Genomic DNA, 13273 nt, shown 5'->3' with positions numbered 1-13273 from the left:
GGTAGGCAGGTGTCCGATTCATTGTTTGCATAGGTCTTGCATATGCATGGCGCGGATACTATAGTGCCCTATGCAAAGCATATGCGCGGGGTAAGAAAAATGCGTACCGTCTCAATATTCAAGAACGGCAAGAATCAGGCAGTCCGTCTGCCCGCCGACATGGCCTACGAAGGCATTAGAGAGCTGGAAATCACGCGGGAGGGAGATGTCATCACCCTTCGCCCCGTTCGGCCTTCCTGGGCGTCTCTGCATGATCTGCCGAAAGCCGATGACGACTTCCTGCAAGAACGGCCAACAGTTCTGAGTGATGAAGGTAGGTTCCATCTGTGACGACCTACATGCTCGATACATGCATTTGCTCATTCATCATGCGTGAGCATCCAGTATCGGTGATCCAGCGCTTGGCCACTGAAGTTGAGAAGGGCAATCGGATAGTCGTTTCTGCCATCACTTACGCCGAGATGCGTTATGGCCAAATTGGCAAGAAGGCATCAGCCAAGCACAAGATGTTGGTCGATGAGTTCGTGATGCGTCTTGATGCCGTATTGGCGTGGGATCAGCCAGCCGTGGATGCGACGGTGGAGGTGATGAGCGAGCTGGCTAGCGCTGGGACACCCATCGGACCTAACGACACGGCGATAGCAGGACACGCCATTGCCTCTGGCTGTACGTTGGTCACCAACAATGTTCGTGAATTCGGCCGTATCAAAGCCTTGGTTTACGAAGACTGGTGCCATTGACGGCCTTTCGTTGCGTACCGCCGGAAGGCGGTACGCTGAAAGATTTGAGGGGCGTTCTTGTTCAAGAAGGTGACTGAGTAGACGGGGACGGCTGCGACAACTCGTTTACGACTGCGTCGAAGAGCAACCTGCTGGTCGCTTCGACGTCCTTGCGCGCCATATTCTGCCCGACCAGCGACAGCGCTCCCTGTGAGGCAGCCCAGACAGCACGTGCGGCCGCGTCTACCGGCAAGCGGAAGCGGCCCGTATCAACCAACCGTTGCACTTTCTCTCGCATCAAGGCATATCCCTCCGCCGCCAATTCTGGATGGGAGCGCACCTGTTGCGCGAAAACGACATATAGCGCAGGTCTGTCCAGCGCGAATTCCACTGCAACATCCCAACCAAAGCGCAGTTGCTCCAGCAAGTCGGCCGTGGCGGCAGGCGCACGTTTGCGCTGCATGAACTCGGCCATAGCGCGCCTGACGAGTGCTCGCTCCAGCCCATCCTTGTCGCCGAAGTGGTGGTAGAGGGTGGGCGCTTTGACCCCCGCCACTTCGCAGACCGTGCGAGTCGTCAGACCTGCTGGACCATGCGCCTCCAGCAGCTGCGCAGCCGCGTCCAGAATTTTTGTTTCAGTGCCCATCGCTGGCCTCACAAGAATTCAGTGCTTGACTGAAATATAGCGGTGATATACGTTCAGTGTATCGGTGTTATATGGCCATGCATCTACAACAAGGAAGATCTCATATGAAATCCAAGTGCCTAGTCACAGGCGGTTCCGGTTTTGTAGGCAGCCGCCTCATCCAAATCTTACTCTCTCACGGGTGGCAGGTGCGTGCGCTCGCACGCAGTGAAGACTCTCTACGCATCGTCCGTGCGCAGGGTGCCGAGCCTGTTCGCGGCTCGCTGGAAGATCCATCCTCATTGGCCGCTGCCGTTCAAGGCTGCGACATGGTTATTCATGTCGCAGCGCACTTCAAGTTGTGGGGAGACCCCGCTGAGTTCGAGCGGGCAAACGTGCAAGGTACGAGTAACCTGCTGAAAGCTGCCGCAAGCGCATCGGTCAAGCGTTTCGTACAGCTGGGGGCAGCTGCGGTCGTAATGGGCGACCGAGAGCCTATGTTGCGCGTGAACGAGGCCCTGCCACGTCAGGAGCGAGCTTGGGCACCCTACAGCGCCTCCAAAGCGCGCAGCGAAGCGCTGGTGCTGAGTGCCAATCGCCCGGGGGCATTCGAAACCGTGGTCGTGCGTCCGCCAATGATCTGGGGGCGCGGCATGCCAACCCTGGATCACATGATCGAGACGGTCAACGCGGGTCAGTTCCGCTGGGTGGGCGGTGGTTCGCAGTCCATGTCCACCGCTCACGTCGACAACGTTTGCCATGCGCTCGAACTGGCCCTCGAAAAGGGTCGTGGCGGCGAAGCCTATTTCGTCAGCGACGGAGCGGACAGTACGCTCAAAGAGGTGATCTCGGGTTTGCTGCAGACGCGTGGCATCGAGCCACCGCGCGCTTCGGCACCACTGCCGGTGGCCTGGGTCATGGCCACCATGATGGAGTGGATCTGGCGCACATTTTCACGACCGGGTGAGCCCCCCATGACGCGTCAGATGCTGCGCTTGATCGGTGAGTCTTTCACGGTGGACATAGGCAAAGCGCAGCGCGAGCTGGGCTATCGACCGGTCGTTACGAGGGAGCAGGGGCTCACGGCCATGCAGTCCTGACAGCGCTGGCCAGAGTCGGCTGGCCTGGAGAGCGCTAGACGCACGGGCTTTCGATCTTCTTCGCCATTCAATGCCTCGTTGGCTTGGAGCGTAGCCTGCGCTGCCAGTCGCCACCGTGCTCTCGTTCACAGGCTTCTTCACTGTCGAAATCGAGATGCCGCGAGGCATCGCCGACATCGAGGCCGGCCTCGGCCAGTGCCTCGGCGGTCAGGTCAGCGATGTGGCGCCGGGCATCGCCCTTGAGCGCATTCGCCAGGTTGGGGTGGGTGTCGAACACCCAGGTCACCACTAGGCTCTCGGGAAAGCGCTGGTAATCGACTTCATGGGTCAGCCAGCAGAAGCCGGGCAGCAGGGGTTTGGCCTGCTCGCAGGCGTGGGTCAGCGCAGTGCTCAGTCGTCGCTCCATCTTGCCGCGCTCTTTCTTGGTAATCATTCACTCTCCAAACGCTCACTCTAAAACATTAGCCTGCCACGGGAAGCAATCCCGCGAACCCCTTTTCGGTACCGAAGGCGAGCCATGCGCCATTGGGCGACCACGCCATGGTCGTGATGGCGCCGTCTCCCGGCGGTTTGACGATCGCTTCCTGGCCGTTCTGGACGTCAGCCACGGTGACCTGGCCGTCGTCGTAGCCGATGCCGAGGACGGGGCGCTTCGGGTCCCCCGCCACGGCCGTGACCATCGCGCTGGTGGAGTCGCCGGGCGTTGCTGGGGTACGCCCCTGGGGGCCCTTGCGACCCTTGAACGGCCAGCAGGGGGCGCAATTCGACCCGCTGGTGGCCAGGTAGTGGCCGCCATGGAACCACGACCACGATTTTACCTTGGTGGCGTAGCCACTCATGAAGAGGTCGTCCTTGTCTTCCAGCCGCCAGCCGTGAATGCAATCTTCCTGCATGGCCGAGAGCACGAAGCGCGCATTGGGGCTCCATGTCACTGACAGGTGCGAGCCGGGGCATTTCAGTGGCACTGGGGTGGCGTCGGCGGAGCGCGTGGAGCACAAGGTGACGCCGCCATAGTGCGCCACTGCGATCCGATGGCCGTCCGGCGAGAAGCCGATGCCCCCCACCGTGCTGGGAAACTCGCGCACGATCTCGTCGCGTCCTTCCGCGTACAGGTGCAGGCGCTTGCCCTCGGAGCAGGCGAGCACCCCGTTGGCATGGCTGGCGACGTGGTCGACCCAGCGCCCGGGGAAGGCGGCGAGTTCGCTTAGGGTGCCGTCCACGGCGATTCGCACGAAGCGCCCGTCGTCACCTCCGCTCAGAAACCCCTCGCCGGGGGCGCCGGCCAGGCTCAGCGTCATTCCATCATGTACTTCGATACGCTCGGGCGCTTGCTGGCTCCCGGCGGGCAGCAGGTGCAGGCTGCCGTCGCTCAGGGCGAAGGCGAGGTCGTTCGACGCATCGAAGCCGGCGGAGAGAACATAGGCCGGCCACTGCCACTGGCGGCCCAGCTGCTCAAGGATCGGTGCGGGTTGGCTCATGCTTGCCCCCGGGCCAACTGGGGGTCGAACACGCAGGCATCGAAGCCCGCCTGGAGCTTTTTCGCATCGAGATCGCGACCGATGAACACCAGGCGGCTGTGGCGCGCTTCATCGCTCTGCCAGGGCTTAGTCGAGGTGCCGTTTGCCAGCATGTGCACGCTCTGGAAAACGTAGCGCCGCTCCTGGCCCAGCAGGTCGAGAATGCCTTTGCAGCGCAGGATGTTGACGCCGTCGGTGCGCAGCACCTCGGAAATCCAGGTGTCGAATCGCTCGGGCAGCAGCGGGCGGGTCGCCGTCAGCGAGATGCTCGTTACCTGTTCGTCGTGCTCGTGGGCATGCTCCTCAGAAAGGAACTCCGGTTCCAGGGAGATGATCCGCTCCAGGTCGAAGGCGCCCAGCCCGATCACCTGCTCCAGGGGGAGGTCGCAGTGGTTGGCGGCGACGATCCGCGTATAGGGGTTGATCGCGCGGATGCGTCGCTCCAACGCCTGGCGTTCGCCGTCGTCGATCAGGTCGATCTTGTTGAGCACTACGATGTCGGCGAAGGCGACCTGCTCGGCGGCTTCGGGGCTGTCGTCGAGCCGGGCCGGCAGGTGCTTGGCATCGACGACGGTCACCACGGCGTCCAGCTCGGTCTTGCTGCGTACGTCGTCATCGACGAAGAAGGTCTGGGCTACGGGGGCGGGGTCGGCCAGCCCGGTGGTTTCGATGATGATGGCGTCGAAGCGGTCGATGCGCTTCATCAGGCCTGAAATGATGCGTATCAGATCACCGCGCACGGTGCAGCAGATACAGCCGTTGTTCATTTCGAAGACTTCTTCGTCAGCTCCCACCACCAGGTCGTTGTCGATACCCAGCTCGCCGAATTCATTGACGATGACGGCGTAGCGTTTGCCATGGTCTTCGGAAAGGATGCGATTGAGCAGCGTGGTCTTGCCCGCTCCCAGATAGCCTGTCAGGACAGTAACCGGGACTTTAGCCATGGTGGGGCTCCAGGTCGTGAACGAATGAATTCCCTCTGTACGTTATAACATAGCGTCTAAGCGGCTCACGTGCCGGGGGTGCCATCGGCGAGGGCGTCAGTGACTCTGACGCATCCCCTTGTTTCTCCTGAGAACGGTCATTTCGGAGCAACGGGGCTGTCGACCTGCCACTGGCGCTCGGCACGTGGCATGAGCTCACCGAGCCAATCCACGAATGCCCGCACGATGGGCGATAAGTGTCGGTTGTGTGGGTACAAGACCGATATGGGCACGCTCGGCGCTTGAATGTGGCCTAACACTCGCTGCAGCTGGCCGCTGCGTAGGTGCGGCGCCACCATGTAATTTGCCGCACGTATCAGCCCCAAGCCTTCCAAGCCGCAAGCGATGTAGGTCTCGGTGTCGTTGACGATCAGGTGCTCGCTCATCCGTACGACTCGCTCTTCATCGTTGACCACGAAGCGCCAATCCATGGAGCGGCCCTGATGCCCGGAGAGAAAACCGACAGCATGGTGCTGTTTCAAATCTTCCAATGAATGCGGCTCACCATGTTCCTTGAGGTACTCGGGCGAGGCGCATGTCACCCATTCGAAGCTGGCAATGCGACGCGCCACCAGGGTAAGAGAATCCTGAGGTACGCCGGCACGAATGACGCAGTCGATACCCTCAGGAACCAGCTCCACGGTCCGGTCGCTCAAGATCAGGGTCAATTCCACATCGGGGTAACGGGCCTGAAATGGCTTGATGGCAGGCAGTACGAACAGCTTAGCCATCGAGGCTGTCATGCCGACTCGAAGCTTGCCTCTGAGCCGTTCATCGCTGCCACGGAGGCCAGCCTCGACAGTCTCCAGTTCGGCCAGTAGTCGGCGGCAGTGATCGTAGTAAAGACTTCCATCGGGCGTCAGGTTCAAATGCCGTGTGGTGCGCTGGAGCAGTTTCACGCCAAGGTGCTTTTCCAGCTCCTTGATGGCGCGAGTGACCGTCGAGGGGGGAAGGGCCAGGTTCTCCGCGGCTTTACTGAAGCCGTGCATCTCAACCACACGGACGAATATCTGCATGGCTTGAAGTCGATCCATGTTCTGGGCTCCCTGGCTCCCTGTAGCAACCAGAATAACCGATTACGCAGCTGCGTTTAATTTCATTTGCGGGAAAATTGACTTCCAAAAACGGCAATAAAAGTGTGCGTTGTTGCTGTTTTTATCATTCTGTTTTCCAGGGAGAGCTGTTATAAATCTACGCGCCAGCGCATATCCTGCATGTGAATCTTTCGGGTGGTGTTCTATTGAGTCATCCGATTTCACCGTAACTTGAAGACCTCATCGATCTCAGGAGAGGCACATGCCAATCAATGAAAAATCCAGTCGTGAAAAAATCCTTATCCTCGGGGCGGGTCAGCTTGGTATGCAAGTGATCAAAAACCTGGCCACCAGGGTCAGCCCTGATACCGTCAGCGTCCTTGTTGAGCCTGGTTTCACCACTTCGCAGGATAAGTATAAGCAGGAAATAACAGGAGTGCTCGGCAGCCTTGGGGTCGAGATATTACACTTTGACCTCTCTGAAGGAACCGAGGAGAACCTCGCCGAGATGTTCGAAAAGTTTTCAACCGTTATCTGCTGTACAGGGTTCGTGGCAGGAGCCGGAACTCAGACAAAGATTACGCAGGCGGTTTTGAAGGCTGGTGTCGACCGCTACTTTCCCTGGCAGTTTGGGGTCGATTACGACCTCGTTGGAAAAGGGAGTGGCCAACCTGTATTCGACGAGCAATACGAGGTGAGACAACTGCTGCGCTCGCAGGAAGCCACCGAGTGGGTCATCGTCTCGACAGGTATGTTCACGAGCTTCCTGTTCGAGCCTGACTTCGGTGTCGTTGACCTGGAAGCCGGCACCGTCCGCGCACTCGGAAGCTGGGATACGCGTGTCACCGTCACGACTCCCGAGGATATCGGCCTTCTGACGACCGAGATATACCTGGAAGAGCCCCGCATCCGCAACGAAGTGGTCTTCGTGGCAGGAGATACCCTCTCATACGGCCAACTGGCTACGATCGTCGAAGAGGCAACGGGAAAGGCCGTCAAGCGCGTTGCGTTATCCCTTGAAGAGCTCGATGAGCAACTCTCTCAGGCGCCGGATGATGTCATGCTTCGCTACCGCAAGGCCTTTGCTCTCGGTACGGGCATGTGGTGGGAAGAATCGAAAACGTATAATCATGCAAAAGGCATTGACACTGTCGACGTGAGAGCATGGCTCCATCGTCATTTGCGCGATAAGCGCTGACCGTCATTTTGAAGCGACAGGAGACTTGCAATCGTATGGGGCCATCTATGGCCCCATACGGCATTTAGCATGCCTTGCTGAGGATGCTGAGAGTGCTGAGAGCGCCGAGTGTGTCAGTGCCGCTGCGGCAGGATCTCGTTGAACTCCAGTACATTCAGATCGGGGTCGCGGATAAAGCAGACGCTGCGGCGTCCGTGGCCCATGGTGACCGGCCCTTCGGTGATCTCGATCTCCTCGCGTGCCAGCCAGGCCACCAGTTCGTCCATGCTCTCGACGATGAAGGCGGCGTGGGTGTAGCCGGGCCGCTTGATCGGGGCGTCGAGGAGCACGTTGCCCACTTCGGCGGGCTCGCCGTTGTAGATCAGGTGGATGCGCATACCGGTGGGGTGCACGAGCCCGCTGGCCTTGGCCTCGGGGGAAAACTCTTCGGGATCGCGCAGGAAGCCCAGCTTGGCGTAGAAGGCTTCGGCGATGGCGAGATCGGTGACGCGAATGCCGATATGGTCGAGGCGTAGGGTGTCGAAATGCATGGTAATGACTCCTGGTGAAAAGGGCTGGGTTCAGGCTTCGAGCCCGGCTCGGGTGCGTTGGAAAGGGACGAAGCCGGGCAGGCTTTCGATCTGGCGCAGCCAGGCCCGCACGCTCGGGTAGCCGGAGAGGTCCACGTTGCCTTCGGGGGCGCGTTCCACGTAGCTGTAGAGCGCAACGTCGGCGATGGTGGGCTGGGCCGTACCGGCGATCCAGCGCTGGCCTTCCAGCGTCTTTTCCATCACGGCGAGGGTGGCGTGGGCGCGCTCGATCACCTCTTCGACACGGAAGGGGGCGCCGAACACGGTGATCAGCCGGGCGGCGCAGGCGCCGTAGGCGATCTTGCCGGCCGCCACCGAGAGCCAGCGCTGCACCCGCGCTTCGTCGGCGGGATCGGACGGCAGCCAATGGGATGGGCCGACCTTCCTGGCCACGTAGACGAGAATCGCCAGTGAATCGGCGATGACGGTGCCGTCGTCGTCGAGCACCGGCACTTCGCCAAAGGCATTGAGGGCGAGAAATTCCGGCTGCTTGTGGGCGCCGGCGGCGAGATCGACCTCGATCAATTCGTGCTCGACTCCGGTGAGGGAAAGGAACAGCGCGGCGCGATGCGCGTGGCCTGAGAGTGGGAAATGGTAGAGCTTCATGCGGTTGTCCTCGGGGTTCATGTCCGTCCTTCGCATTCTGGCTCTCGCCCTTGGTTGAGAGAATCCGTCAAAATCGCACTTCATCATTGCGGTTTTCGACGATAATGCTCAATGGCGGGCTGGCGAGGGCGAGGAGGCGCGATGGACAGGCTGCGAACGCTGAGGACCTTCATCTGCGTGGCGGAGCAATCGAGCTTTGCCGAGGCGGGGCGGCGGCTGAGCATGTCACCCACCACCGTGACGCGGACCATCGCGGCGCTGGAGGCGAGCCTTGGCGTTCAGCTGCTGAGGCGCACCACGCGCAGCGTTCGGCTGACCGAGGAGGGCGCGCTGTTTCTGGAGCGATGTCGGGCGGGGCTGGCCGAGATCGATGGGGCATTCGACAGCGTGCGCGGCAATCGCTCGGCGCCCCGCGGCACCCTGACGGTGACGGCGCCGGTGATGTTCGGCCGGCTGCATGTGTTGCCGGTGGTGGTGGAGCTGCTGCGGCAGCATCCCGAGCTGCAGGTTCGGCTGCTGCTGCTGGATCGGGTGGTGCGTCTGGTGGAGGAGGGCGTCGACGTTGCGGTGCGCATCGCCGAGCTGCCGGACAGCTCGCTGCACATGCTGAGAATCGGCCAGGTGCGGCGGGTGCTGAGCGCGAGCCCGGCCTATCTCGCGGAACGTGGCAGGCCTAACTCGCTGGCCGAGCTGCGCGAGCATGACCTGATTTTGATCGAGGATGAGGCGGTATCGCAGCGTGGGCTGGGCTTCGACGAGGCCCGGCGTGCGGGGCGTCCTGCCAGGCTGTCGGTCAACCACGTGGACGCCGCCATTGCCGCTGCGGTCGCCGGGCTCGGCGTGGTGCGCACGCTCTCTTATCAGATCGCCGAGGATGTCACGGCAGGGCGGCTCGAAACCATCCTGAGCGATGACACCGCCCCCGCGCTGCCCATTTCACTGCTGTTCCAGAGCGGCCGCCGGGACCACCCGAACGTGCGCGCCTTCATCGATGCCGCCAGGCAGCACTTGCAGGGGGTGTCGCTATAGCTGGTGGGTGGCACTGAGTTCGTGCCAGGCAAGCTTTCGCCTTACTTTCGCCTTAGCTCCCCCGGCCTTCGAGCATGCGCTGAAGCAGGCCCTGAAGGAGCCGCTGATCCGATTCGTCGAGTGTGTCGGTGAGCGGCGCCAGCGCTTGCTGTGCCTATGTGTGCAGGCGCAGTGCGTCGCGCTTCGGCGGTGCCTGGAACAGGCGGCCATATACACGCGTGAAGGACGTTGTGGGAGATGAAGGCGCGGACGCCAATACACAGGTGTCGGCGTCCGCGATTGAGAAAAGGCTCAGCGGAGTGCCACTGGCGCGTCCTGCGCCTGCAAGGCGGCGTCAAGAAGCGGCCTGCCGGGACCGGAGAGCCATGCATCGAGGGTGGTCAGCGCGCCGAAATTCCCGCGGAGCGCGCCAATATCCGCCGCTCCGGCGCATCTGCCGTCGTCAACGAGCGCTGCCAGCCGTCCGAGGAACGCATCCTGTTCAAGGAGACTGTCAGGGAAGCGACTGTATGCGATCGCCCTGCCTGCCGCTCGGCTGAGCGTCTCCTGCATTCCGCTTCCGGTGACCTCGTCCCCCGCAATCTCGATGGTCTGGCCCGCAAAGCGCTCGGGATCGGCGAAAGTCGAAGCGACGATCTTCCCGATGTCGTCGGCCGCGATGAACTGCATAGATTGATCGGGCCGCATGAAGAAGTTGAACGTTCCCTGGTCCAGGCCCATGCCCGGCAGCATCAGCATCTCCATGAAGGCGGCCGGCCGCACGATCGTGCTACGAATGGGCAGGCCACGAATATGCTCCTCGATTTCCGTTTTGCTATCGAAATGTCCCAGTCCGGTGGCGCCTTTGCCAGCGGCGGCGGCGGAGGTATAGACGAAATGCCGGATGGCATGTTTCACGGCTATGTCGGCAATGGTCTTGCCGTAGCGAACCTCCTCTTCGTCGGTGACGCCATAGGCCGCGCCTTGCCCAGAACTGGGCTGCACGCTGAAGACGCCGTAAACGCCCGACATCGCCGTTTCGATGGATGCGGCATTCGTGAAGTCGCCCCGGTAAAGTTCGACGCCAGTGGCTTCAAGCACCTTTGCCTTCTCGCTGGCCGGTTCCCGGACAAGTGCTCTGACACGCCATCCGGTGCTCCTGAGCGCCCTCGCAACCGCTCCTCCCTGTTGTCCAGTGGCGCCGAACACGAGCACGGTCTTTTCGTCTGTCATCTTAAAGTTCCTTTCCGTGACTATTGGAAGTTACAATTTGGCACCACCAGGAGTCTTGTACAAGACGGCACATTTTTGTCTGCCGGTTACCAGGAGATAACCCATGGAGAAGACCATTCACGGTCGGCCGTACATCGAGACGAAGAAGGGACCGGTCCTCACGCCATGCGCGCCAAATAGCGTTCTGGCGAGGCTTGGCGACAAATGGACCATCCTCGTGATGAGCATTCTTGCATTGGAGCCTGCCAGGGCGCTGCGGTTCTCCGAGATCAAGAATGGGATCCCGGACATTTCGCAGCGTATGCTTACCCTCACGCTCCGCAACCTGGAGCGCGACGGTTTGGTGATACGCCATTACTTCGCCGAGGTTCCGCCGCGCGTCGAGTACGAACTGACGCCGATGGGCAACACGATGCTACCGGCGCTTGAGGGGTTTACCGGCTGGATCAGAGACAACTGGCGGGCGATCGAGCAAGCCCGTCAGCGGTATGATGCGGCCAGAAGCGACTAGGTGTCCGATCGCACGCAACGCTCGCTGCATGGGCGTGTTTGCGTCCGTAACTGCCGGTCGGCACGGCTCCCGTCTGCCACCTTTTCTGATTCAAGCGCTTGTAGGCTGCAACATGGTTACGTCTTGGCCAGCGTACTCAGCAGGCCTCAGGGTACGCAGTACGTCGCGCTTTGGTGGAGCCTGGTACAGGCGGCCGTAATCACGCGTGAACTGCGATACGCTCTCGTAGCCCACCGCGAAGGCGGCGTTGCTGGCCGAGAAGCCCTCGTCAAGCATCAGGCGGCGCGCTTCGATCAAGCGCAGACGCTTCTGGTATTGCCCTGGTGCCAGCGAGGTCATGTGCTTGAAGTGCTTGTGAAACGAGCTAAGACTCATACTGGCTTCTGCCGCCAGTCGCTCCACGGGCAGGCGAGACCGGTACTCGGCTCTCAGAATCGCAATGGCGGCAGCTAGGCGGCTTGCGTGACTGTTGGGATCGACAAGCGAGCGCAAGGCAGTACCGTGAGGACCCGACAGCAGCCAGAAATGCAATTCCCGCATGATCCCAGGGCGTAGCAGCGGTATGGCTTCGGGTTGATCCAGCAGGCGCATCAATCTCAATGCACAATCGAGCAGCGCGGCTTCGGTGTCTTCGACAAATAGTGTCACCATTTCAGACGAGCGCTGCGAGCAGGTGCTATCCATGTGGGCGGAGAGTTCGCGCAAGCTCGCCATTTCCAGTTCGATCGAGACTGCCAGATAGGGCTCGCTCTGGCTCGCCTGTACGACTCGCCCCACGACCGGCATGTCAGCGCTCACAATGACAGATTGGCCAGCAGAGAAGAGCCGCTCTTCATTCCCTATGATCGAGAGCTTCGCACCTTGCAGTATCAGGCAAATCAAAGGTCGATAAACTGAGTGTAGGTCGCTGGCCGGCGCCTCGAGACTCATTATGCGTAGGCCTGGCACCGGGGTTGTCGCCAGGCCGTCGCGCTTGGCGTGACGTCTGGCATAGGTCCAGACAGCGTCTTTGAGTGAATCCATATGCTTTACTCCCGCATTGCGGCTTGTCTGTTGCGCGAAGGGGCGGGTTCAGTCAGTGGCAACGAGTGGCATCGCCAGAAATCGATATTGGTACCGCTGTGATACCGTCACGACAGGGCCTCTGTATGGCGGTGGATCAAAACTGCCAGTTGGCTGGGACCCAGGCATAGCCGGTGTCCGTCTTGAGCATTCGGCCAAGCCCCGGGAAGGGAAAGTGGAAGCCGAGAACGGGGAGCCGGTCTGCAGCCGCCATGTCGAAGATGCGGCGGCGGGAGGCCAGTGCCGTTTCCTTGTCACGATCCGGTCCGGGCAGCCAGGAGTGGTCAATATTGACGATGGGGTGATAGGCAAGATCGGCAGTCAGCAGCAACTGATCATTCCCTGAGTGGACAAGGAAGTTGGCCATGCCGGGGGTGTGGCCCAGGGCCGGCAGCGTGGTCAAGCCAGGAACGATTTCCGTGCCGGCTTCGTACAATTCGATGTCGTTGATGACCGGCTCGAGGCTCTGGCGGATGGCGGCGGCGAAGTGACGACGGAAGTCCACGGGCACCGGCATGTAGGAAAGGTCTGGCTCGTTACGCATGAAAAAGTCCCAATCGGCACGTGGCGCAAAGACGGTCGCGCGCGGAAATGCCTTGCTTCCATCGGCTGCCCGAAGGTTGCCGACATGATCCGGATGCGTATGTGAGATAACCACTATGTCGATGTCATCGGGGCGTAAACCGATGGCAGCCAGATTATCGAAGATGCGACCGCCTAGCGGCCCCATGGTCTGTCCGGCTCCGGCTTCGAGGAGGATTCGTCGGCCATGCGTTTCGATAAGCAGGGTGTTGAGATTCAGGGTCATATGGTCGGTCGGCAAGAAGGCTTGTCTCAACACCTCCTCCAGTTCTGCCTCCGGCGCGTCGCTGGCGTAAATCCGCGGAGGGCCGCCTATCAGCCCGTCGCTCAGCACGGTGGCAGAAATGTCCCCGACACGAAGGTGGTAGTAGCCGACATTTGCACTCGCAGTGCCACCCTGGGCCGTGGACGTCGCGGCGGAAGCCGCCTGCGCAAGGGCCATGCCGCCGGGCGGCAAGATTAACCCAGCGGCTGCCGACGCCGCTGTCAGGATGATCTTCCTACGATTCAATGTAATTCCGCTCAT

General features: G+C 61.0%; 16 protein-coding genes. 6 read left to right on the top strand and 10 right to left on the bottom strand.

Annotated features, from left to right (window positions below; all coding sequences use genetic code 11):
- The first annotated feature begins 99 nt into the window (after positions 1-99).
- Entirely contained in the window at positions 100-330 is a 231-nt protein-coding gene (gene vapB, locus B8115_RS21960) for a type II toxin-antitoxin system VapB family antitoxin (protein WP_010630023.1), read from the top strand.
- The gene (locus tag B8115_RS21955; protein ID WP_026038312.1) at positions 327-740 is read left to right on the top strand and encodes a type II toxin-antitoxin system VapC family toxin; all 414 of its coding nucleotides are present in this window, start codon (positions 327-329) and stop codon (positions 738-740) included. Before vapB ends, B8115_RS21955 begins: the two co-directional genes overlap by 4 nt.
- A 61-nt stretch (positions 741-801) precedes the next feature.
- Here the strand turns inward: B8115_RS21955 and B8115_RS21950 are convergent, their stop codons facing one another.
- Positions 802-1365 (bottom strand): TetR/AcrR family transcriptional regulator, encoded by a 564-nt coding sequence (locus tag B8115_RS21950; protein WP_010630021.1) that lies wholly within the window; start codon positions 1363-1365, stop codon positions 802-804.
- Between the two features lie 104 nt (positions 1366-1469).
- Between B8115_RS21950 and B8115_RS21945 the strand changes: the two genes are divergently transcribed.
- Positions 1470-2444, top strand: a complete 975-nt coding sequence (locus B8115_RS21945; RefSeq protein WP_026038311.1) for an NAD(P)-dependent oxidoreductase — start codon at positions 1470-1472, stop codon at positions 2442-2444.
- Between the two features lie 67 nt (positions 2445-2511).
- Here B8115_RS21945 and B8115_RS21940 read toward each other — a convergent pair whose 3' ends face one another.
- The 4 genes from B8115_RS21940 to B8115_RS21925 all read right to left on the bottom strand — a co-directional run bounded on the left by B8115_RS21940 (position 2512) and on the right by B8115_RS21925 (position 5978).
- Positions 2512-2877 (bottom strand): hypothetical protein, encoded by a 366-nt coding sequence (locus B8115_RS21940; RefSeq protein ID WP_010630019.1) that lies wholly within the window; start codon positions 2875-2877, stop codon positions 2512-2514.
- Positions 2878-2905: 28 nt separating this feature from the next.
- Positions 2906-3922 (bottom strand): WD40 repeat domain-containing protein, encoded by a 1017-nt coding sequence (locus B8115_RS21935; RefSeq protein WP_010630018.1) that lies wholly within the window; start codon positions 3920-3922, stop codon positions 2906-2908.
- Entirely contained in the window at positions 3919-4905 is a 987-nt protein-coding gene (locus tag B8115_RS21930; RefSeq protein WP_010630017.1) for a GTP-binding protein, read from the bottom strand. The genes B8115_RS21935 and B8115_RS21930 overlap by 4 nt, the downstream gene beginning before the upstream one ends.
- 137 nt (positions 4906-5042) lie before the next feature.
- Positions 5043-5978 carry a LysR family transcriptional regulator gene (locus B8115_RS21925; RefSeq protein WP_010630016.1) on the bottom strand — a complete coding sequence of 312 codons (936 nt, stop codon included), beginning with the start codon at positions 5976-5978 and terminating at the stop codon, positions 5043-5045.
- Between the two features lie 262 nt (positions 5979-6240).
- Between B8115_RS21925 and B8115_RS21920 the strand changes: the two genes are divergently transcribed.
- Positions 6241-7176 carry an aromatic alcohol reductase gene (locus tag B8115_RS21920; protein ID WP_010630015.1) on the top strand — a complete coding sequence of 312 codons (936 nt, stop codon included), beginning with the start codon at positions 6241-6243 and terminating at the stop codon, positions 7174-7176.
- 113 nt (positions 7177-7289) lie between these two features.
- Here B8115_RS21920 and B8115_RS21915 read toward each other — a convergent pair whose 3' ends face one another.
- Positions 7290-7706, bottom strand: coding sequence for a VOC family protein (locus B8115_RS21915; RefSeq protein ID WP_010630014.1), 417 nt, complete (start codon positions 7704-7706; stop codon positions 7290-7292).
- 30 nt (positions 7707-7736) lie between these two features.
- A complete protein-coding gene (locus B8115_RS21910; protein ID WP_238539251.1) occupies positions 7737-8387 on the bottom strand; it encodes a glutathione S-transferase family protein in 651 nt (216 codons plus the stop codon).
- 105 nt (positions 8388-8492) lie between these two features.
- On the opposite strand from B8115_RS21910, the gene B8115_RS21905 reads away from it, so the two are divergent.
- Entirely contained in the window at positions 8493-9380 is an 888-nt protein-coding gene (locus B8115_RS21905; RefSeq protein ID WP_010630012.1) for a LysR family transcriptional regulator, read from the top strand.
- Positions 9381-9671: 291 nt separating this feature from the next.
- On the opposite strand, the gene B8115_RS21900 is transcribed toward B8115_RS21905, so the two are convergent.
- Complete coding sequence (locus tag B8115_RS21900; RefSeq protein WP_010630011.1) at positions 9672-10592, bottom strand: NmrA/HSCARG family protein; 921 nt, start codon at positions 10590-10592, stop codon at positions 9672-9674.
- A 103-nt stretch (positions 10593-10695) separates the two neighbouring features.
- Between B8115_RS21900 and B8115_RS21895 the strand changes: the two genes are divergently transcribed.
- Positions 10696-11103: a helix-turn-helix domain-containing protein gene (locus tag B8115_RS21895; RefSeq protein WP_010630010.1), complete on the top strand. Its 408-nt coding sequence runs from the start codon at positions 10696-10698 to the stop codon at positions 11101-11103.
- Between the two features lie 90 nt (positions 11104-11193).
- Here B8115_RS21895 and B8115_RS21890 read toward each other — a convergent pair whose 3' ends face one another.
- Positions 11194-12126: an AraC family transcriptional regulator gene (locus tag B8115_RS21890; protein ID WP_010630009.1), complete on the bottom strand. Its 933-nt coding sequence runs from the start codon at positions 12124-12126 to the stop codon at positions 11194-11196.
- Positions 12127-12262: 136 nt separating this feature from the next.
- The gene (locus B8115_RS21885; protein ID WP_010630008.1) at positions 12263-13273 is read right to left on the bottom strand and encodes an MBL fold metallo-hydrolase; all 1011 of its coding nucleotides are present in this window, start codon (positions 13271-13273) and stop codon (positions 12263-12265) included.

This window comes from Halomonas sp. KM-1 (genome assembly GCF_000246875.1).
GTDB classification, from domain to species: Bacteria; Pseudomonadota; Gammaproteobacteria; order Pseudomonadales; family Halomonadaceae; genus Halomonas; species Halomonas aerodenitrificans.
This window is presented reverse-complemented; position numbering and strand designations above follow the sequence as displayed.